The sequence below is a fragment of the uncultured Clostridium sp. genome, from assembly GCF_900547735.1.
GTDB lineage: Bacteria > Bacillota > Clostridia > Lachnospirales > Lachnospiraceae > Otoolea.
This window is the reverse complement of the sequence record NZ_URHZ01000088.1, coordinates 1-21,594: the sequence shown is the minus strand read 5'-3', so window position 1 is coordinate 21,594 and position 21,594 is coordinate 1. Positions and strand designations below refer to the sequence as shown.

General features: G+C 44.3%; 16 protein-coding genes. 10 read left to right on the top strand and 6 right to left on the bottom strand.

From position 1 onward, the window contains the following. Window positions 1-137: 137 nt before the first annotated feature. Window positions 138-1,370, bottom strand: a complete 1,233-nt coding sequence (locus QZT18_RS20530; RefSeq protein WP_294150973.1) for a Xaa-Pro peptidase family protein — start codon at window positions 1,368-1,370, stop codon at window positions 138-140. Between the two features lie 21 nt (window positions 1,371-1,391). Further along, entirely contained in the window at window positions 1,392-2,015 is a 624-nt protein-coding gene (locus QZT18_RS20525; RefSeq protein ID WP_294150972.1) for an ECF transporter S component, read from the bottom strand. A 769-nt stretch (window positions 2,016-2,784) separates the two neighbouring features. Here QZT18_RS20525 and dnaA point away from each other — a divergent pair. The 6 genes from dnaA to gyrA all read left to right on the top strand — a co-directional run bounded on the left by dnaA (window position 2,785) and on the right by gyrA (window position 11,467). Then, window positions 2,785-4,152 carry a chromosomal replication initiator protein DnaA gene (gene dnaA / locus QZT18_RS20520; protein ID WP_294150970.1) on the top strand — a complete coding sequence of 456 codons (1,368 nt, stop codon included), beginning with the start codon at window positions 2,785-2,787 and terminating at the stop codon, window positions 4,150-4,152. 259 nt (window positions 4,153-4,411) lie between these two features. Then, window positions 4,412-5,530: a DNA polymerase III subunit beta gene (gene dnaN, locus QZT18_RS20515; RefSeq protein ID WP_294150968.1), complete on the top strand. Its 1,119-nt coding sequence runs from the start codon at window positions 4,412-4,414 to the stop codon at window positions 5,528-5,530. A 14-nt stretch (window positions 5,531-5,544) separates the two neighbouring features. Next, window positions 5,545-5,754, top strand: coding sequence for an RNA-binding S4 domain-containing protein (locus QZT18_RS20510; protein WP_125141543.1), 210 nt, complete (start codon window positions 5,545-5,547; stop codon window positions 5,752-5,754). Between the two features lie 52 nt (window positions 5,755-5,806). Continuing rightward, window positions 5,807-6,889, top strand: a complete 1,083-nt coding sequence (gene recF, locus QZT18_RS20505) for a DNA replication/repair protein RecF (RefSeq protein WP_294150966.1) — start codon at window positions 5,807-5,809, stop codon at window positions 6,887-6,889. 16 nt (window positions 6,890-6,905) lie between these two features. Beyond that, window positions 6,906-8,819 (top strand): DNA topoisomerase (ATP-hydrolyzing) subunit B, encoded by a 1,914-nt coding sequence (gyrB, locus tag QZT18_RS20500; protein WP_294150965.1) that lies wholly within the window; start codon window positions 6,906-6,908, stop codon window positions 8,817-8,819. Between the two features lie 95 nt (window positions 8,820-8,914). After that, a complete protein-coding gene (gyrA, locus tag QZT18_RS20495; protein ID WP_294150964.1) occupies window positions 8,915-11,467 on the top strand; it encodes a DNA gyrase subunit A in 2,553 nt (850 codons plus the stop codon). A gap of 84 nt (window positions 11,468-11,551) precedes the next feature. On the opposite strand, the gene QZT18_RS20490 is transcribed toward gyrA, so the two are convergent. The 3 genes from QZT18_RS20490 to iadA form a co-directional block, all read right to left on the bottom strand. Then, complete coding sequence (locus QZT18_RS20490) at window positions 11,552-13,531, bottom strand: sigma-54-dependent Fis family transcriptional regulator (protein ID WP_294150961.1); 1,980 nt, start codon at window positions 13,529-13,531, stop codon at window positions 11,552-11,554. Window positions 13,532-13,614: 83 nt separating this feature from the next. Beyond that, window positions 13,615-15,120, bottom strand: a complete 1,506-nt coding sequence (gene yfcC, locus QZT18_RS20485) for a putative basic amino acid antiporter YfcC (protein ID WP_294150958.1) — start codon at window positions 15,118-15,120, stop codon at window positions 13,615-13,617. A 38-nt stretch (window positions 15,121-15,158) separates the two neighbouring features. Beyond that, complete coding sequence (iadA, locus tag QZT18_RS20480; RefSeq protein WP_294150957.1) at window positions 15,159-16,325, bottom strand: beta-aspartyl-peptidase; 1,167 nt, start codon at window positions 16,323-16,325, stop codon at window positions 15,159-15,161. Window positions 16,326-16,779: 454 nt separating this feature from the next. Between iadA and QZT18_RS20475 the strand changes: the two genes are divergently transcribed. Then, complete coding sequence (locus QZT18_RS20475) at window positions 16,780-17,337, top strand: GNAT family N-acetyltransferase (RefSeq protein WP_294150956.1); 558 nt, start codon at window positions 16,780-16,782, stop codon at window positions 17,335-17,337. Window positions 17,338-18,319: 982 nt separating this feature from the next. Here the strand turns inward: QZT18_RS20475 and QZT18_RS20470 are convergent. Then, the gene (locus QZT18_RS20470; RefSeq protein WP_294150953.1) at window positions 18,320-19,249 is read right to left on the bottom strand and encodes a LysR family transcriptional regulator; all 930 of its coding nucleotides are present in this window, start codon (window positions 19,247-19,249) and stop codon (window positions 18,320-18,322) included. A 163-nt stretch (window positions 19,250-19,412) separates the two neighbouring features. Here QZT18_RS20470 and QZT18_RS20465 point away from each other — a divergent pair, with 163 nt between their 5' ends. From QZT18_RS20465 to QZT18_RS20455, 3 genes are all read left to right on the top strand, one after another. Beyond that, on the top strand, window positions 19,413-20,834 hold the full coding sequence (locus tag QZT18_RS20465) for an aspartate ammonia-lyase (RefSeq protein ID WP_294150951.1): 1,422 nt from the start codon (window positions 19,413-19,415) through the stop codon (window positions 20,832-20,834). 56 nt (window positions 20,835-20,890) lie between these two features. Continuing rightward, window positions 20,891-21,016 (top strand): hypothetical protein, encoded by a 126-nt coding sequence (locus QZT18_RS20460; protein WP_294150947.1) that lies wholly within the window; start codon window positions 20,891-20,893, stop codon window positions 21,014-21,016. 381 nt (window positions 21,017-21,397) lie between these two features. Further along, window positions 21,398-21,594, top strand: a 197-nt coding sequence (locus tag QZT18_RS20455) for a hypothetical protein (RefSeq protein WP_294150945.1), incomplete at its 3' end; no start/stop codon positions are given.

Here is a 21,594-nt window from a genome sequence, read left to right as displayed (position 1 = left end):
CGGGAGCGAGTCCCCGTAGGAATTTTTTCTCCTGGATTCCCCCTCACCACAACCTTCAAACCGGGACTGAAGACTTATATACCACCTCCCACTACCCCGTCCGCCGACTTACAGCGGCGTCCTCGCATCCCAACCATCTACACCACTAATATCTCCGTCTGAACCGGCCCATAAATTCTGGCCTTCCTATCCTCTGTCAGATGTACGTCGAATTCCAATCTTACCCCATATTTATCCGTATAAATCCCGGGTTCCACCGAGAACATGGTGCCCGGAAGCAGACAGCGTACATCATGGGTCTCAAAGTCGTCCAGATTGGCGCCTATTCCATGACAGGAATGGCCGATATTATGGCCGGTTCTGTGCATCAGGAAATTATCCAGTCCCTTTTGGCGAAAAAGAGTCCGCGCCAGCTCGTCCACCTCATAGCCGCGGATCTCTTTCCCCTGATTGAGGCGCTCTTCAATAAATGCCACCAGCCGGTTCCGCACCTCATTCACCGTCTCAAACAGGCGGCGGTATTCCGGATCAATCTCCGGCCCCACATTCATGCACCATGAAATATCATAATAAATAGAATCCGATCCCGGCATCCGGCCGGCGATATCTATAATCAGACGGCTGCCCTCCCGGATCTGTGCCGAACCGTGTTCCGAAGGCTCATATCCTGGATCACAGGCATGTTCATCGATCCCGAAAAATGGCGGTGAATCCATATATATTCCCTCGGCCGCAATAAGACGTTCCATCTCTTTTAACATCATCCACTCGTCGATGTAGATCCCGGCATTCAGATTGTTTCGTATCCAGTAAAACGTCTGATCCAAAATCCGGTGGATCGCCTCTCCTGCCTGTCTGTGGGATTCTATCTGTGACTTCGTAAGCACCGCACCGAAAAACTGCATTAAATCTGCCGAAGAAATCAGTTCAATCTCAAACGTCTTTAAATATTCTACAAGTCCCGCATCCATGGAACTTATCGTAGGAACATTCCCCCCAGGCGAATATTGACAGGCAATCTGCATACCCGGTAAAAGAATTTTTGAAAGCTCTCTTCTCTGCTCCCGCATTCCTTTATAAAGTACTTTTCTGCCGGGCAGGTGGTCAAGCAGCAAAGGTTCAATTGCCGATAAAAGTTTAACCGGTTCACCTTTTACCGGAATGAAATAAAACATCCTCCTGGTGCATTTTCGTTTCGTCAGCTTCAGAAAATCCCCGGAAATAAAATCGCGGCCCTGAAAATCAGAGAAAATCCAGACGTCCAGACTGTACTGTCTTAAGAGCGACTGGATTTTCTCAATATCCGGGATTATGCCGCCCGCCTCTCCGTTTTTAACCGGATCGTCCGATTGGATTGGATTTCTATCCATCTGTCATCCCTCCATTCTATATTAACCTTTTATAATACGCCGGTAAGCCGAAACAACCGGCAGATAAAGCAGCCCTGTTCCGATCACAGTAAATCCCGCATTAATGATTGTAGCCGGAATCGATGTAATTTCTGCCGCCAAAGCAGCGCCAAAGGTACTTCCTATCAGCATCAGTTCACCCACAGACCAGGTAAAATCCACCGCGATGTTCAATACACCGTAAACCGCCGCACAAATCACCGCCGCCGTATATTCCTTTTCCCGGTCTCCCGCCGCCCGTTTTTTCATAATATCAAATACAGCCCCGACCAGAACGCATTTGATAATCGTGCTGACAAATACATTCGGGATTGAATGGATATATCCGTTTAAAATATCAAAAATAACCAGTCCCAGTACACCGGCCGCCGCCGAACGTTTTCCTCCCAGGCACACTATCGCCAGCATGACAAAAATATGGCCGAAATGAAGAAATGGTGTTCCCACCGCCGCAGGCAGCGGAATTCGGAAAGACTGGATTCCCAGGAAGATGACGGCCGCAAAAAAAGCAGTCATAACCACAGAAAGCACGCTGGTGTGAACCTGTCCTCTGTCCGGCGCATCTGTTCTTTTATGTTCCATTATCATCGTTTTTTCTTTACTCATTGAATCTTCCTCTCTTTCTGTCAAATTAAAAACAATATAATACTGTGACAGGCGCGGCAATACCTCGTTGAGTATTCCGATATCTCATATTATATTTTATAGTTCCGCTTCAAGTGCCCCTAGTATAGCACCTAACTGACTCGTTAAATATATCCAATTTATATATTTTTTTAAAGGCCAGTTTTTGCAAAGTACTTACCAAAAAATTACTCAGGACAATCTTACACAGCGTCAAACATGAATTACATCGTTAAAACAACCTTTCCCTCGTAAAAAATCCCCTAATCAGGCCTTTTTCATGCTAATTTTTTTATTTTTAAAAAATATATCTGCCGCTCTATACACATCATTTTTCTGACCCGATCAAAAAAACAGTAAAAAAAAGTTATTCTCAGAGTTATACCCATAAAAAATCCACAAAATGTGCCATATTTTATTTTTCCAACTACATTTTGTGGATTGTGAAACCCTTGATTTTACAGCATTTCCACCGGTTATTCACATGCTTTACATAACTTATCCACACTTTGGGGATAACTTGTGGATAAATAGTGGGATAATATCTGAATATCTTGTATATTGTTCACAACCCTATGTCGGAATTCCTTATTTTTCAATACTTCCGGATAGTGGATAAATAAATTTCAGTTATACACATTCCTCCCATTTTTAATCTTTTAATTGAAAAATACTTTATAATAATGTAGAATAGGTATTAGATTGGGCAAATTTGCAGTTTTGCTTGTTTAATACACTTAGGAGACTTACTATGTTAGAAAAAATCAAGGAAAAATGGGATCAGATTCTCCTGCACATAAAAGAGGAGCACGAGCTGACCGACGTTTCATTTAAAACATGGCTGCTTCCGACGGAACCATATGCTGTCAAAGGTAATACTCTTCAGATCCTGGTGCCGGACATCCATTTTCTCGGTTATATCAAGAAAAAATATGGATTTTTGCTTCAGATTACCATCGAAGAGCTGACAGAAATTGAATGTGAATTGGAATTTGTAACAGCGGAACAGGTTGGAGCACAGGATGAGGCGGACAGGAATCAGTTGATCAACCGTCCTCTGGAAGTAAACCGCCAGGTAATTCAGAATGCCAACTTAAATCCACGCTATACATTTGACAGCTTCGTCGTAGGCGCCAACAACAATCTGGCGCATGCGGCTTCTTTGGCTGTAGCAGAATCTCCAGGTGAAATTTATAACCCGCTTTTTATTTACGGAGGAGTTGGTCTTGGTAAAACCCACCTTATGCATTCCATCGGCCATTTTATTCTGAAGAATAACCCAAAGGCCAAGGTTTTATATGTGACGAGTGAGAAGTTTACCAACGAACTGATCGATGCCATCCGTAATAAAAACAACATTTCCACCACGGAATTCAGGGAAAAGTACAGGAATAACGACATTCTTCTGATCGATGATATTCAGTTTATCATCGGTAAAGAGAGTACCCAGGAAGAATTCTTCCACACCTTCAACTCCCTCTACGAAGCGAAAAAACAGATTATTATTTCATCGGATAAACCTCCGAAGGAAATTGAGACTCTGGAAGAGCGTCTCCGTTCCCGTTTTGAATGGGGCCTGACGGTGGACATACAGTCTCCTGACTATGAAACACGAATGGCAATACTGCGAAAAAAAGAAGAACTCGAAGGATATAACATCGACAACGAGGTAATTAAATACATCGCTACCAATGTCAAATCCAATATCCGGGAGCTTGAAGGGGCGCTCACCAAGATCGTCGCCCTCTCAAAGCTCAACAAACGTGAGATTACAATTGAACTGGCCGAAGAAGCTCTCAAAGATCTGATTTCACCGAATGAGATGAAAGAAGTGACCCCGGAACTGATCATCCAGGTGGTTGCCGATCATTTCGGCATCACCCCGCTTGACATCTCTTCCCAGAAGAGAAATAAAGAAGTCGTATTTCCACGGCAGATCGTTATGTACTTGTGCCGCAGCATGACGGAGACCCCTCTTCAGGCCATCGGCAAATATTTAGGAGGCAGGGATCACACCACCATTATCCACGGCTATGAGAAGATAGGAAACGACATGGAAAAGAACGAAAGTCTCCGCAACACCATCGAGATCCTAAAGAAGAAAATCAATCCACAATAGGCTGTGGATATACCGATGGATAACTTGTGGATAAATGATCGGGACTTTAGGTTCATTTTCAGGCTGTGGATAAGTATTAAGTTATCCTTCCTGAAAACCGGAGTTTTACACAAAGGTTTAAACAGGGACAAACCTCTTACATTAAGGCTTGTCCGGGCTTTTACACAAATCCACACCCCCTACTACGAATGCTACGGAATTTATATATAATTATCCTTAACCATCACAATCAATCTTAGCAAAGGAGTTATCAACAATTATGAAGCTTTCATTTAATAAAGACAGTTTAATGAACGGCATCAACATCGTTCTTAAGGCAGTATCTTCCAAAACAACCATGCCAATTTTAGAGTGCATCCTGATCGATGCAACTTCCAATGAGATAAAACTGACCGGTAATGATATGGAGCTGGGAATCGAGACAAAGGTGGAAGGAATGATCCTGGAGAGAGGCAAGATTGCTCTCGATGCAAAACTGCTCTCCGATATCATCAGAAAACTTTCAGGCCAGGATTCCACAATTACCATTGAATCAGACGAAAAATTCAATACGGTCATCACCTGTGAAAAATCAGTATTCAAAATCCAGGGAAAAGACGGAGAGGAATTTTCCTATATTCCTCATATAGAAAGAGACAATTATATCTGCCTCTCCCAGTTTACATTGAAAGAAGTAATACGCCAGACCATTTTCTCCACCTCACCGAACGACAGTAACAAGATGATGACAGGCGAACTGATCGAAGTAAAAGACAACGTATTAAAGGTGGTTTCACTCGACGGACACCGTATGTCAATCAGAAAAGTTTCATTAAAAGATCAGTATCATGATATAAAAGTCATCGTTCCTGGCAAGACTCTCAGTGAGATCAGCAAGATTTTAAACGGAGACAATGAATCGGAAGTACTTATTTTCTTCACCACAAACCATATTATGTTTGAATTTGACGATACCGTAGTGGTTTCCCGTCTGATCGAAGGCGAATATTTCAGGATCAATCAGATGCTGTCCAGTGATTACGAGACAAAAGTCACGGTAAACAGAAGAGAATTCCTGGATGCCATTGAGCGCGCCAGCATTTTGATCCGTGAAAATGATAAAAAACCAATTATCATCAATATAACGGACGAAGGAATGGAACTGAAGCTGAATTCCACTTTCGGTACGATGAATGCAGAGATTAATATCACAAAATTCGGTAAAGATCTGATGATCGGCTTCAATCCGAAGTTTTTGAGCGACGCACTTCGTATTATTGATGACGAGGAAGTTACTCTTTATATGATGAATCCCAAGTCGCCGTGCTTTATCAAGGACGAGGAAGAGAACTATATCTATCTGATCCTTCCTGTAAACTTCAATGCGGCAGCAATCTGATAAAGGAAATAAGAATGGAAACGATCAAATTAAGAGATGAATACATTAAACTGGGCCAGGCGCTGAAAGCGGCCGGCCTGGTGGAGAACGGTGTGGATGCCAAATTTGCCGTTCAGGACGGTCTCGTGAAGGTAAATGGTCAGACCGAGTGCCAGAGAGGAAAAAAACTGTATGATGGAGACGAAGTGACCTTTGAAGGCACAACGATCAAAATCATAAAATGATGAAAAGCATGTTTTATAAAACTTTTCATATTTATCATAAAGGACTGCTTTCATGGTTATTGAATCGCTGGAACTGAAGAATTACCGCAATTACAAAGAACTACATATCAATTTTGATCCGGGAACGAATGTGCTTTACGGAGACAACGCCCAGGGGAAGACCAACATCCTGGAATCCATCTATGTATGCGCTACGACAAAATCGCACCGGGGGAGCAAGGACAGGGAGATCATAGAATTCGGGGAGGAAGAATCCCATATCAAAATGAACATCAGAAAGGACGATGTTCCTTACCGGATTGATATGCACCTCAAGAAGAATAAGACTAAGGGAGTTGCAATCAACGGCATTGCAATCCATAAAGCCAGTGAGCTTTTTGGTGTTGTCAATGTGGTGTTTTTTTCACCCGAAGATTTAAACCTCATTAAAAACGGCCCGGCGGAAAGACGCCGGTTTGTTGATCTGGAATTGTGCCAGCTCAACAGGCTCTATGTCCATTCTCTTGTTCAATATAATAAAATTATTCTGCAGAGGAACAAGCTTTTAAAGGAAATCGCGTTCCGGCCGGAATATGAGGAGATGCTGGATATATATGATATGCAGTTAGTTTCCTACGGCCGTGAACTGATCCATTACAGAAGGGATTTTATCGATCAGCTCAATGATATCATCAGAGATATCCATTACAATCTTTCAGGCAGGAAAGAGGAGCTGGAGATCCGGTATGAGCCCAACGTGGATTCGGATGATCTGGAGAAAGCGCTTAAGAAGAACCGGGCGCAGGATATGAAACAACGAATGACGCTGACCGGCCCGCACAGGGACGACATTAGTTTTTATGTAAACAATATCGATATCAGAAGATTCGGTTCCCAGGGCCAGCAGAGAACGGCAGCGCTTTCACTGAAGCTGGCCGAGATAGAGCTGGTGAAGAAGATAGTGAAAGATTATCCGATACTTTTACTGGACGATGTACTTTCCGAACTGGATTCGGGAAGGCAGGAACATCTTCTTTCCGGGATCAGCCATATACAGACCGTCATAACATGTACGGGTCTGGATGATTTTATAAGCCATTGTTTTCAAATAGATAAAACCTTTAAAGTGGTAAATGGAACTGTTAACTGTGAGTAAAGTTAAGGAGGAACTTATGGGTTCAGAATATAGTGCAGATCAAATACAAATATTGGAAGGGTTGGAGGCGGTCCGTAAACGTCCCGGTATGTATATTGGAAGTACTTCCCTGAGGGGCCTCCATCACCTTGTGTATGAGATCGTGGACAATGCGGTAGATGAGGCTTTGGCCGGCTACTGTGATAAGATCGAAGTGCAGATTAATGAGGATAATTCGATCACGGTAATAGACGACGGCCGAGGTATTCCGATTGGAATACAGAAAAAAGCAGGACTTCCTGCGGTTGAGGTTGTTTTTACAATTCTTCATGCCGGCGGTAAATTCGGCGGCGGGGGATATAAAGTATCCGGTGGTCTGCACGGCGTAGGCGCTTCCGTAGTAAACGCTCTTTCCGAGTGGCTGGAAGTTGAAATTTACAAAGAAGGAAAAATATATAAACAGAGATATGAGAGAGGAAAAGTAATGTATCCGCTCCGCGTTGAAGGAGAATGTGATCCGGAACTGCACGGAACAAAAGTTACCTTCCTTCCGGATAAAGACATATTTGAAGAGACGGTATATGATTACGAAACGCTCAAGATCAGACTCAGGGAGACGGCTTTCCTTACAAAGAATTTAATGATCGTTCTCCGTGACGACAGAGATAATAAGAAGGAAAAAACCTTCCATTATGAGGGTGGTATCAAGGAGTTTGTAACCTACTTAAACAAGAGCAATGAAAAGCTCTATGAGCCGGTTATTTACTGTGAGGGAACCAAGGAAAAAGTGTATGTGGAAGTAGCCGTACAGCATAATGATTCCTATACGGAAAATATCTATACATTTGTTAACAACATTAATACGCCGGAAGGCGGAACTCATCTGACCGGTTTTAAGAATGCCCTTACAAAGACATTCAATGACTATGCCAGGAAGAATAAACTGCTTAAGGATAATGAGCCTGCCCTCAGCGGTGAGGATATCCGTGAGGGAATCACCGCAATCATCAGCGTCAAGATTGAGGACCCTCAGTTTGAAGGACAGACCAAACAGAAGCTGGGCAACAGTGAGGCCAGGACGGCCGTGGATGCGGTGGTAAGCGAGCAGCTCACCTATTTCCTGGAGCAGAATCCGTCTGTGGCAAAGGTTATCTGTGAAAAATCAATCCTTGCAAAGAGAGCCAGGGATGCGGCAAGAAAAGCCAGAGAGATGACGAGAAGAAAATCCGTTCTGGATGGTATGGCTCTTCCTGGAAAACTGGCCGACTGTTCCGATAAGAACCCTGAAAACTGCGAGATTTACATCGTAGAGGGAGATTCCGCCGGCGGCTCTGCAAAAGAGGCAAGAAATAAATCAAACCAGGCCATCCTTCCACTGAGAGGAAAGATCCTGAATGTAGAGAAAGCAAGACTCGACAGGATTTACGGCAATGCCGAGATACGTGCGATGATCACGGCATTCGGTACGGGAATCCATGAAGATTTCGATATTATGAAGCTGAGATATAATAAGATTATTATCATGACCGATGCCGATGTGGACGGCGCCCATATCAGCACCCTGCTTCTTACCTTCCTCTACCGTTTTATGCCCGAACTGATCCGGCAGGGGCATGTATATCTGGCTCAGCCGCCGCTGTTTAAAGTGGAGAAAAATAAACGCGTATGGTATGCATACAGCGACGAGGAGCTGGATGCCATCCTGAGAGAAATCGGCCGTGACACTAACAACAAGATCCAGCGTTATAAAGGACTTGGAGAGATGGATGCGGAGCAGCTCTGGGAGACAACAATGGATCCGGAGAGAAGAATTCTTCTGCGTGTTATGATCGACAATGAGACATCTTCAGAAGTGGATCTGACATTTGCTACACTGATGGGAGATCAGGTAGAGCCGAGACGTGAATTTATCGAGGCTAATGCTAAATATGTCCAGAACCTGGATATCTGATAACCAGCCGGATGTGATAAATGCAGCAAATAGCAGCCAGGATGTAGCAGTTCAGTCAGTTTTGGACTGTTATGTCAGGATTGAGAGGAGAAAGAATGGAACCTAATGTATTTGATAAAGTTCATGATATAGACCTGAAAAAAACCATGGAAAAATCCTATATCGATTATGCGATGAGTGTAATTGCGGCCAGGGCCCTTCCCGATGTAAGAGACGGTTTGAAACCGGTACAGCGAAGAGTTCTCTTTTCCATGATAGAGTTAAATAACGGACCGGATAAGCCGCACCGTAAATGTGCCCGTATCGTCGGTGATACGATGGGTAAATACCATCCGCACGGTGACAGCTCGATCTATGGTTCTCTCGTTAATATGGCGCAGAAATGGTCTACCAGATATCCGCTTGTAGACGGTCACGGAAACTTCGGTTCCGTGGACGGTGACGGAGCTGCGGCCATGCGATATACAGAGGCCAGGCTCAGCAAGATCTCAATGGAGATGCTGGCAGATATCAATAAAGATACGGTTGATTTTGCACCGAACTTTGATGAGACGGAGAAAGAACCGGTTGTACTTCCGTCACGTTATCCGAACCTTCTGGTAAACGGAACATCGGGTATTGCCGTAGGTATGGCAACCAACATTCCGCCGCACAACCTGAAAGAGGTAATCGGCGGCGTTGTAAAGATTATCGACAACAGGATTGAAGAGGGAAGGGAAACCTCCCTGGAAGAAATCCTTGAGATTGTAAAGGGACCCGACTTCCCGACAGGAGCTACTATTCTCGGCAGAGCCGGAATCGACGAGGCGTACAGGACAGGAAGAGGCAAGATACGCGTTCGCGCCGTATATGATATTGAGGCGATGGCCAACGGCAAGAACCGCATTATCGTAACAGAGCTTCCGTACATGGTGAATAAGGCGCGTCTGATCGAAAAGATTGCCGAGCTTGTAAAGGATAAAAAGATCGACGGAATCACGGATCTCCGCGATGAATCCAACCGTGAGGGCATGAGAATCTGTATCGAACTGCGCCGTGACGTCAATGCCAACGTCCTGATCAACAGGCTGTTAAAACATACCCAGCTTCAGGATACCTTCGGCGTTATCATGCTGGCCCTTGTGAACAACGAGCCGAGAATCCTCAACTTAAAACAGATGCTGGAATACTACCTCGAACATCAGGAAGAAGTAGTGACCAGAAGGACAAAATACGATTTAAACAAGGCGGAAGAGCGCGCCCATATATTGGAAGGTCTTTTAAAGGCCCTGGATCACATTGATGAGGTAATTAAAATCATCCGCAGTTCCTCCAACGTGGCCGAGGCCAAAAACCAGTTAATGGAGCGTTTTGAACTCAGCGACGTCCAGGCTCAGGCTATCGTGGATATGCGTCTGAGGGCTCTGACAGGTCTGGAAAGAGAAAAGCTGGAGAATGAGTACCGTGAACTGATGGCAAAGATTGGTGAATTAAAAGCAATTCTCGCCGATGAAAAGAAACTTCTCGGCGTTATCAGGGAAGAAATCCTTGTGATTTCCGACAAGTACGGTGATGAGAGAAGAACGGCAATCGGATATGACGAGTATGATATGTCGGCCGAAGATTTAATTCCGGACGACGACGTGGTGGTAGCCATGACAAACTTTGGCTACATTAAGCGTATGTCCAGCGACAACTTCAAGAGCCAGAACCGCGGCGGCAAGGGAATTAAGGGAATGCAGACCATTGATGAAGATTACATCGAAGATCTGATTATGACCACCAATCACCATTATGTGATGTTCTTTACCAACACCGGCCGTGTATACCGTCTGAAAGCATATGAGATTCCGGAGGCAGGAAGAACGGCAAGAGGAACGGCGATTGTAAATCTCCTTCAGCTTATGCCTGGCGAGAAGATCACCTCGATCATAGCAATGAAAGAGTTTGAGGATGACAAGTACCTGTTTATGGCTACCAGAAACGGTATGGTGAAGAAGACTTCCCTGAAGGAATACGAGAATGTAAGAAAGAACGGTCTTCAGGCGATCGTCCTGCGCGAGAATGACGAACTGATCGAAGTAAAGAAAACCGATAATACAGAAGATATCTTCCTGGTTACAAAGAAGGGAATGTGTATCCGTTTCCATGAGACCGACGTAAGAGTTACGGGCCGTGTATCAATGGGTGTAATCGGTATGAAGTTCGAAGAGGATGATGAAGTAATCGGCATGCAGATGTCCAGCCAGGGCGAGTGCCTGCTGGTGGCATCCGAATACGGATTCGGCAAGAGAACGCCGATCGAAGAGTTTAACTGCCAGAACAGGGGCGGTAAGGGAGTAAGATGTTATAAGATTATAGATAAAACCGGAGATTTGATCGGAGCCAAACTGGTCGACAGCACCAGGGAGATCATGCTGATCACCAACGAAGGAATTATTATAAAAATGGCCGTAAACGACATTTCCATCATCGGTAGAAATACCTCGGGAGTAAAACTGATGAGTATTGATCCCGACTCGGGAATCGCCGTTGCCAGCATTGCAAAAGTCCGTGAAAGTGAAAACAGCCAGGACGAAGATGAACTGACAGACGATATGGATGGCGATGACGATATGGAAATTGAAGAAGCAGGCGAAGAAGATTCCGAGGAAGTAACGGAAGAATAAAAAGAGAGAGTTGCCGCAGGATACTTAAAATATCCTGCGGCTTTTCTTGAGTGGAAATGAAAAGTCAGCAAATAAAAAAGGTTATCATTTTGATAATGCATGCCGTCCCTCATCCGTGATATTACAGCCCGAGGAATTTTGATCGATCAATCCCTTGTGTTCCAGTTCCTTTAATATATTTCGTATTTTACCGGTACCAAGCTCAAATCCGTCTTCGGCCAGGAGGGACTGGAGTCTGGTGCGTCCCGTGCTCCGGCTGCCGCACTCACCCAGTTTGCTGAGTATTTTGTATTCCTGCTCGCTTAAAAATATGCGGTTTTTCGATTCGGGTAAAGCATTCATGTAAGACGGCAGTGAGGAGACAGGGAAAGCGCCTCCTTCGTAGGTCAGTCTCAAATATTCCGTAATATTAATCAGTTCCCTCACATTTCCCTTCCATCTGTAATTTTCAAAGAAATGACATAATTCCCGGTTCAGAAGCTGATTCAGTGTAGTCTCATCAAAATAAAAAGACAGAAAATGCCGCATTAGAGGCATAATATCGGCTTTTCGTTCCCTCAAAGGAAGAGTGGAGAGGGGAAGGATATTTAATCTGAAAAATAAATCTTCGCGGAACAGGTTTTTACCGATCAAATCAGGTAGATTCTTATTGGTCGCTACAATGATGCGCACATCGATCGGAATTTCCTCCACACCGCCTACCCGTCTGATACACTTGCTTTCCAGTGTCCGCAGCAGTTTCACCTGAAATTCCAGGGAGGCATCCCCTATCTCATCGATAAAAACAGTCCCCTTATCGGCCAGTTCAAAAATTCCCGGCCTACCGCCTTTCTTTGCTCCTGTAAAGGAGGCATCCTCATAGCCAAACAGTTCACTTTCGATCAAAGATTGTGAGAGCGCGGTAATATTGACCGGAATAAAAGGATAATTTCTTCTTGCCGAACCGTTATGGATGCTCTGAGCCAGAATTTCCTTTCCGGTTCCACTTTCGCCCTGAATCAGGACGGTACCGTCCGTTTTGGTGAATTTTTTAGCCAAAGTAAGTAATTTTATACATCGTTCATCCCAGGTGAGATAATCGTCAAAGGTGTAGAGCTTGCGGTTTGGCCGGGGAGTACTGTCTATTTTGATCCTCTGGTTCATTTTGCTGATATTATCGGCATAATCGGCGGTGACCAGAAAAGCGGGGACATTTTCTGTCTCAACTTCTTTGATTTTAAATAAGACGGTCCGGTCATTGATCGGTACGACAAAGGTGCCTTCCTTCAGGCTGATCCTTTTATTTTCCATCACCTTATCAAAGTTTTTCTGGTAGAGTTTTTCTTTGGACTGATTTAAGATAGTCTCAAAAATCAGGTTAGTCCTGATAAAGTTGTGGTTTGATCCGATGTAGGCAATACCGCTTTCGACACTGTTGAAAATCGTTTCCAGCAGCTTTTCCGACTGCTCGGCTTTTTTATGACTTTCTGAAAATGATTTTGAGATGGTTACAATTTCTTTTAAATATCTGGTAACAAAGTTGCGTGTAAAGAGATGGCCTGCATCCAGCAAAAGCATTAAATCATAAATGGTCTGGATATCCAGGGTGCGGACTCCGATATCGATCAATTTTGTGATTTGATCGGGAACATAAGATAATTCTCCCGGTGTGATGGCAATGGGAGTATTGGAAAATGTCTTACACCCCGGATAGTAAGGAATATACTGCAGCTCATTTAAACCAATTTCGATCAGTTGATCGATGGCCTCGTTGGCCGTCTCTTCGCAGTCATTGACCAGAAGCACCCTGGTCCCCTTTTCAAGTTCAATGATTTCCCTGATATTCGTATAATTGATGACGCGGCGTGCCGGCAGATAAAGAATATTGGGAAGTTTATACTGGGTGCAGAGTAATTCCGAATACCGGGAAGAAAAAATAACAATGTCAAAGCCGGGAGATTTTCTGGCGAGCTGGTGGCAGAGACAGAACTCCGTGTGTGCATAATCCTTGAAAATAGAATCGATTTCTTTTACCATCGACTCGCCGGTCGGCGCTCCGACACTCACTACCAGAATATTTTTCATGATTAAAACCTCCGTAAGCCCGAAAAGAGAAATTTCTCTTTCCGGGCTATAATGATTGATTCGATTATTGTTTTATTATTTTATTATTTATATCCTATCATAACTGCGGCGATCATGAAAATACTTGCGAAGGCAAAAAGCCAGGCCTGCAGTTTGATCGAGAATTTAATCCATTTTCCAAAATCCAGTCTGGCAGCGCCGAGACAGCCGATCAAAGCGCCGGAAGTAGGTACGATGAGGTTGGAAAAACCGTCGCCGAGCTGGAATGCGAGGACGGCAACCTGTCTTGTAACGCCGACCAGATCGCTGAGCGGAGCCATAAGCGGCATGGTAAGCGCAGCTTGTCCTGAACCGGATACGACGAAGAAATTGAAAATGCTCTGGAACACATACATAAACCAGGCGGAAAGAGCCGTAGGCAGGTTGCCGATTGCACGCGACGCGCTGTCCAGAATCGTATTCAGCACGCTTGGAATACTGGGATCAGCGCCGCCCAGAATAATCAGGATACCTTTGGCCATGCCGACTACGAGTGCTGCGCCGAGAAGATCGGCGGCTCCCTTCTGGAAGGACTTTGCAATGTCGTCGGTCGTCATCTCATTCATTTTGAAAACAACGCCGATTATACCGGAGACAAGTCCCATGATAAAGAACTGGGAAGTAATTTCAGGAATATAATAACCGTGTTTGATAACACCCCAGATTACCCATACAATTGTGGCAAATAAGGTGACGATAACGAGAATATCACCTGTTTTAAGACGGATACTGCCGACGTCTTTATTTTCGGCATCTTTTCTGAAATAATCGTCTGAGGCATAGCTGACCGATTTCTGCGGGTTCTTTTTAATCTTTGTGGCATAAAGCATCGTAAAGGCAACTCCGAAAATAGTGAAGAACAGCCACATAAAGATTCTCAGCCCGGAACCCGACATAACCGGAACGCCGGAAATACCCTGTGCAACGGCAACACTGAACGGATTCATCCAGGATGTGGCAAAACCAATCTGTGTTGCTCCGTAAGTGATCATAATTCCGACAACGGCGTCATATCCCATCATAACAACAACGGGAACGACAATCATGACAAAGGGGATGGCCTCCTCGCTCATGCCGAAAATGGCGCCTCCCGCCGAAAACAGGGTAAACAGGATAGGGATAATCAGGATTTCTTTATTCTGTGTCTTACTGATTGTGGCAAAAATAGCATTCTCAATTGCCCCCGTCCGGAACATGACTCCGAATGCGCCGCCTACAACGAGGATAAAAGCGACGATACCAACGGCCGCGCCTCCCTTATCACCGGAAACAAGACCCTCAAACATATAATTTAACAGACCGATTTTACCGCCCACATCGTCGGTGCCGAACAGGGGGGCATTATATTTACAGACTTCTCCGTTTTCATCCGTCACCAGACGGAAAGAATCGGCATCCAGAACCGTTTTTGTCTTCTCCTGGCCGTTCTGCTCATATGTAATCTCCTGTACATCATATTGCCCCATCGGTATCACATAAGTCAAGATGGCACAGAAAAAAACTACAAAGAAAATAATAGTAAATGTATGGGGAACCTTAATATTTTTCATACCTAACCTCCATAAGCTTCATCATATAGATTTTATATTTATTCAAATGTACCTTTTACAACGATTTCTCCGTCACGCATCATAACCTGCCCCAGGCTGATGACGGTTCGGATAGCAAGTGAATTCTCGTCCGCCAGAACAAGATCAGCGTCATTCCCTTCCCTGATCCTGCCTTTCTGCGGCAGTTTAAGCAGATCGGCGTCATTGGATGTGATGACGCGGACAGCCGTTTCAAGAGGAATATTCTCTTCCATGACGGCATCCTTCACTTCCGCAAAAAGAGAATTCATCTTACCCACCTGCAGTCCCGTCATTTCACCGGCATTGTTAAATACCGGGAGAGAACCCTGACCGTCCGAGGAAAATGTCATACGTTCCACCGGAACCCCGGCATCCAGCATTCTCCGCAGCGACTTACTGCATTTAATTTCCCCCAGATCGGTAAATGCAGTAAAACTGCTGGTGGTAAAATCAACATTACCTCCATTTTTAGCATAGGTTATCCCTCTTTCAAACAGTTCGGGATTCCGGTTCATATGGGTCGGTACAAAATGATACGTGGGAAGCGGCGTTTTATCCTTAATCTCTTCCAGCAAATCCAGCATCTGAGAGCCGTCCCCAAGGTGGACATTGACAATACCCGCCTTGCCCGACAGCATCCCGCCAACTCTGGCGTCCGACAAAATTCTGGCCAGTTCTTCAAACGTAGGAAGAGAAGAACGGTGATCGGCTACGGCAATCTCACCAACCCCAATTACTTCCTCAATCATCAGCATATCGGTGCGGATATCCCCCAAAAGCGTCCGGACGGGAACATCATAAGAACCGGTATAAATAAAACAACTGACTCCTTCCTCCTTTAATCCCTTAGCCTTGGCAACCAGATTCTCCATCCTCCTGGTCACTCCGTCGGTGCCGATACAGCCAACCACGGTTGTCACCCCGGCCTCAATCATAGTAGAGAGAGAAAGCTCAGGCGTCCTGGTCCTGTATCCCCCTTCACCCCCGCCTCCCAGAATATGAACATGATTATCAATAAACCCGGGAAGAAGCACACAACCCTTCCCATCGATCACCTCCACCGGCAGACAATCCTCCACATCAATCCTCTCCCTAACACAACAAATCTTCCCTCCGGCAACAAACACATCCCTCACACCCAGAAAATCCGGACTATAAACCTTCGCATTTCTAATCAAAAGCACTGTATCCAATACCTCCTTCAACAAAAACGGCCTCAAGACCTTCCACAAGTTACCAATGCCATATATATAAGCATTTTCCATGCCAAATTTTAAAATGGGAAAAAGAAAATAGAAAAAATCAATAAAACCATTGAAAACACGAGAAAAAATAAAAAGCAGAAGATGAAACTATAAAAAATAGTGTAGATATCAGTATGTTTTAGTTATCAATTATTCCGGAAATGTGCATGAATACAGGATTTACCGCAATGTAGGCATATGAACAAGACAGTAAAATGGTGCCCGATTGGTGCCCAAATAAAATAACAGCTTGTGAGAAGTTTTGAAACAATACATCTACATTTGACAGACCCGCCTTGAAATTATAAAATGAAATTAAGTATTAAGGGTTCATGCATCTTACTCAAATAAGACGACAAGCAGCTATTTATATAATAGGAGGTGCGATAAATATATGAAACATGTAGGAACACAAGTAATACAAACGATGCGATTGATATTGCGGAAACTCGAACTTGCTGATGCTGAAATGATGTTTTGCAATTGGACAAGCGATAATGAAGTTACTCGATTTTTGAGATGGGACTCACATAAAACAATAGATGACACAATAAACATGATTCAAATGTGGGTTGAAAACTATCAATCAGATTCCACTTATTACTGGGGAATCTATCTAAAAGACGGAGAAATGATTGGTTCAATTGGTATTACCATAACATCAGAATATGATTGTAAGGCAGAATTAGGTTATAAAATTGGTAGTCGTTGGTGGAGGCAAGGGTATACTAGCGAAGCAGCACAAGCTGTTATAGATTATATGTTTGAAAATACTGATGTTGAACGAATTGATTCATACAACGCGGTAAACAATCTTGCTTCTTCAAAAGTTATGGAAAAGGTTGGAATGAGTAATGAAGGCCTTTTGCGTCACTACTATAAAATTCGTGATGGTTTTCAAGATTGTACTTTATATGCAATTATACGAGATGAATGGAAACAAACAAAATGAGCATTTGGTGTAGTACGCTTTATTTGGTGTAAGGCATATGTCTCATTTAGTGTTTTCAATAGCCGCAAGCAGGGTATGAGTGTACACACTCATACGATCTCCTCAATTTGTGTACCACTCAAATTGAGGAAATCCGCTTGTTGGGAGCTCAGACCCAATCTCCATATGAACGCCCCTGTCGGGGCGGCTGTGCGTCCGTTGGACGCTGGTGTATAACCGGACATTTAGACCATCGGAATGGAGCGTATATCCCTATTCCAGCGGTCAGAAGATAGCAAGCAAGATAACGTATACCTGTACCCTCAAAAAAACAGGTTTCTAACATTCCGCATATGTGTCCTTTTACCAGTTGGAAAGAAAGGCTTGTGGTGCCCAAATGGTGCCCGACTGTACCAAACCACCTGTTGAAAAGTAGTGCTATGAAAAACCGACATATGAGGAAATTCCCTTTTCATGCGGGTTTCAGGGCCACGCTTTGAAAAGTTACGCCAACTAATGAGGCGTTATCTTGGTTTTGGGCAATAAAAAATAGAGTGGTGTAACGACCGACTTGTTATTATATGCAGGCAAATTTTAACCATACATGGCTAAAAACAACCAATTCAGTATTGGAAATTTCATCGAAAAGTCAGCAAAAAGGATAATAAAAAAGTAGTGGCTGCCACAATACCACCCTCATTGAATTATCAGGACAATCAGCGGATTCTTGCAGGGCAACGGAATGGCGACAACCTACGCGTCATCAGTCCCGATTAAAGACTTCCCGGGGAAGGAGGGAGAAAACTTTTCCGCAGGGAACATTGGAGTCCATCGGCACTTACCGAGGTATTATACGAGGTTAGTGACCGTTATGCACTCCACCAGCGGGAGCGGTTCCCGGAGGAAATTTTTTCTGCCCGGATTCCCCCCTCACGACCCCTCCCCCGGGACTGATGACTCAAAACCTACCCACCCCACTCCGTTTCTCAAAGACCGCGTCCTCCTAATTCAACTGCAAAAACTCCCTTACCGTCCTCGTCATATACCGGTTCCTCTTATAATAAAAATTCACATCCCTCGTAGCATCCCGGTTATCCAGCTTATAATAGACCAGATTATCATTCTCATAAATATGACTGAGCAGTATATCTCCGGTAAAAGAAATCCCCATCCCATAAGAAGAAAGATTATAAGCCGTAATCTGCTGATCCAGCTTCAGCTTTATCTTTGGTGTAAACCGGCTGTTATGACAAATCTTATCCGCCCTGATTCTGGTATCGTTGCCGGATTTCAAAAAAAGAAACGGTTCATCCCTGAAAAAATCAAGCGGCACAACGGGAAAATCGGGTTCCAGATGGCGGCCGGATTTGATATCCTTCAGATCCATCCTGTAATATATTGCTTTTTCATTGGAGGAAAAGGCCTTAGGAACCGTCAAAATCAAATGTTCCTCACAGAAAAATACCTTTTCATAAATAGAAGAATCCATAAAATTATTATCAATGATCAAATCCAGGCTGCCTGAAAAAAGCTTTTCAGTCAATTCACTTGTGCTGGCCTCTACCAGATTAACATCCACAAATGGATATTTTTCCGTAAATCCGGAGAGAAGCGGGGGAAGTATGTAGGAGGCAAAGAGATTCGTTCCTCCAATGGAGATTGATCCGCTTTTCAACTCATTGACATCATTGACAAAATTATTAAAGCCATTTTCCACGTCCATGATAACCTCAATGGCTTTAATATATTCCTTTCCAAACTCCGTGAGCTGAATCGGCGTCGTGCTTCGATCAAAAATGGGAAATCCAAGACGCGTCTCCACTTTTTTAACCGCTGCGCTTAAAGACGGCTGGGAAATATACAAATTTTTTGCAGCTTTCGAAAAATTCATTTCTTTATATACTTCATAAACATAATCCATTCCCTGAAACATATTTAACCTCCATACTTTTTATCTCCATACTATAGATAAATGTCTATAATAAATATATTACTATAAGTATTAGCTTCTATTGTAGTGTAAAACTATAATGAAATCAAGCCGATGAGGCATCAACTTACATAAACAGAGTGAAAAAAGAGGAGGAGCACCAGAAATGGAAGAGAAGAGGGAGTACAGGATTGAGCATGATTCGATAGGGATAAAAGAGGTTCCGGCGGATGCTTATTACGGAGTACAGACACTGCGCGCCTATGAGAATTTTTACATAACGGGTTTAAAAATGCAGCCTGAACTGATTAACAGTGTTGCCCAGATTAAAAAAGCGGCGGCCATCACCAACTATGAAGTGGGTGAACTTGATAAAAAGCGTACGGATGCCATCGTAAAAGCCTGCGACGAGATTATAGCCGGGAAACTCCACGATCAGTTTATCGTAGATCCAATCCAGGGAGGAGCCGGTACATCCCTTAACATGAATGCGAATGAGGTAATCGCAAACCGCGCCATAGAAATACTGGGAGGCAAAAAAGGTGACTATTCCATTGTAAATCCCAACGACCATGTAAACTTTGGCCAGTCAACAAACGATGTATTCCCCTCCTGCGGAAAAATGGCGACACTCAAGCTGCTGGATAATGCCCATGAACAGCTTATCCGCCTGGATCAGGCTCTGACAAAAAAAGCATATGAATTTGATCATGTAATAAAAATGGGAAGAACGCAGCTTCAGGATGCGGTTCCGATCCGCCTAGGCCAGGAATTCCATGCATACAGCACGGCAATCAAACGTGATATCAAGCGGTTTGAGGCGGCAAAGGAAGAAATCAAGTGCTTAAACCTGGGTGGAACGGCAATCGGAACAGGACTGAATGCGGATGTACAGTATTTCCAAAGGGTAGTAAAAAACACCTCAACACTGTCGGGCCAGGATCTGGTGCAGTCCTATGATTTGATCGATGCCACACAAAACCTGGACAGTTATGCATCCGTTTCCGGAATCGTAAAGACCTGCGCTGTGAACCTGTCCAAAATATCCAACGACTTAAGGCTGATGTCCTCAGGCCCGAGAACCGGTTTTGGAGAGATAAACCTTCCGGCAAAACAGAACGGTTCCTCCATAATGCCGGGAAAAATCAATCCGGTTATTCCTGAGGTTATGAACCAGGTTGCATTCAACATCATAGGAAACGACATGACCATTACCATGGCGGCCGAAGCGGGCCAGTTGGAACTCAATGCCTTTGAACCGATTATCTTCTACAACCTGTTCCAATCCATCGAGACACTCACATGCGCGGTAAAGACATTTGTAGACAACTGCATTACCGGAATAACGGCCAATGAGGAACACTGCAAAAACATGGTCAACAACAGCATTGGAATTATAACGGCAATCTGCCCCTATGTGGGATATGAGAAAGCCGCCGATATCGCAAAAGAGGCGCTGAAAACAAATAAGTCGGTGAGAGAGCTGATCCTGGAAAAAAATCTTCTGGATGAGGAGCAGCTTAATACGGTGCTCAATCCATATACCATGACGGAGCCGGGGATTCTGGGGAAAGAGATGGTGAGGTAAGTTGAGATGCGAGGACGCCTCTGAAAGAGGGCGGACGGGGGAGTGGGAGGGTGTATATGAGTTTTCAGTCCCGGTTTGAAGGGTGTGGCGAGGGGGAATCCAGGAGAAAAGATTCCTACGGGGACCCGCTTTCGCTTGTGGAGCGCACAACGGATGCTAAGACGTCAAAGAACGCCGTCTAAGCACCGGTGGGCTCCAATGTCCCCTTCGGAATCTTTTCTCCTTCCTTCCCCGGGCAGGTTGTCGACGGGACTGAAGACTCAGCGAAGGGTATCGCCCCGTCCGTCATCTGCAGGGCTGATTGTCTCTTTCGTCAAGTTAGAGGAAGGTAGTGTCGCGGCCACAATAGAGTTGTGTCCCTTTCACATTCCAGCGGCATTTTAGATTAAATTGCTATAATAATTGTATTTAAATTGAGAGTGAAGTGAAACTGAAACCAGATTAAAGGTAGAATTAGATTAAAAGATAACCATTATAACAGGTAGTCTAAGAAAAATATAATTTAAATTTTTAAAAAGTACAAACTGAAAATGAGACGTCATTCGGGTATCCGAAGAAACGTAGTGGTAGCGACAATACCGTTCCCACTTAAAGGAATAGAACAGATCAGCGGCCGCAGGCCGGGGTTCGGGATGGCGACAACCTTCGCGTCTTCAGTCCCGGTTATAACCTTCCCGTGGGGAATCCGGGAGAAAAAGATTCCGAAGGGAACCTGGGAGTTCATCGGCACTTACCGAGGTTTTTTCGAGGTTAGTGTCCG

What these genes read in the sequence shown, in the direction of transcription:
- QZT18_RS20510 (WP_125141543.1), top strand. Translation starts at nt 5,545, where the DNA reads ATGGAAACGATCAAATTAAGAGATGAATACATTAAACTGGGCCAGGCG.
- QZT18_RS20465 (WP_294150951.1), top strand. Translation starts at nt 19,413, where the DNA reads ATGGAAGAGAAGAGGGAGTACAGGATTGAGCATGATTCGATAGGGATA.
- dnaN (WP_294150968.1), top strand. Translation starts at nt 4,412, where the DNA reads ATGAAGCTTTCATTTAATAAAGACAGTTTAATGAACGGCATCAACATC.
- QZT18_RS20475 (WP_294150956.1), top strand. Translation starts at nt 16,780, where the DNA reads ATGAAACATGTAGGAACACAAGTAATACAAACGATGCGATTGATATTG.
- gyrB (WP_294150965.1), top strand. Translation starts at nt 6,906, where the DNA reads ATGGGTTCAGAATATAGTGCAGATCAAATACAAATATTGGAAGGGTTG.
- QZT18_RS20530 (WP_294150973.1), bottom strand. Translation starts at nt 1,370, where the DNA reads ATGGATAGAAATCCAATCCAATCGGACGATCCGGTTAAAAACGGAGAG.
- dnaA (WP_294150970.1), top strand. Translation starts at nt 2,785, where the DNA reads ATGTTAGAAAAAATCAAGGAAAAATGGGATCAGATTCTCCTGCACATA.
- QZT18_RS20460 (WP_294150947.1), top strand. Translation starts at nt 20,891, where the DNA reads ATGAGTTTTCAGTCCCGGTTTGAAGGGTGTGGCGAGGGGGAATCCAGG.
- QZT18_RS20470 (WP_294150953.1), bottom strand. Translation starts at nt 19,249, where the DNA reads ATGTTTCAGGGAATGGATTATGTTTATGAAGTATATAAAGAAATGAAT.
- recF (WP_294150966.1), top strand. Translation starts at nt 5,807, where the DNA reads ATGGTTATTGAATCGCTGGAACTGAAGAATTACCGCAATTACAAAGAA.
- QZT18_RS20525 (WP_294150972.1), bottom strand. Translation starts at nt 2,015, where the DNA reads ATGAGTAAAGAAAAAACGATGATAATGGAACATAAAAGAACAGATGCG.
- yfcC (WP_294150958.1), bottom strand. Translation starts at nt 15,120, where the DNA reads ATGAAAAATATTAAGGTTCCCCATACATTTACTATTATTTTCTTTGTA.
- QZT18_RS20490 (WP_294150961.1), bottom strand. Translation starts at nt 13,531, where the DNA reads ATGAAAAATATTCTGGTAGTGAGTGTCGGAGCGCCGACCGGCGAGTCG.
- gyrA (WP_294150964.1), top strand. Translation starts at nt 8,915, where the DNA reads ATGGAACCTAATGTATTTGATAAAGTTCATGATATAGACCTGAAAAAA.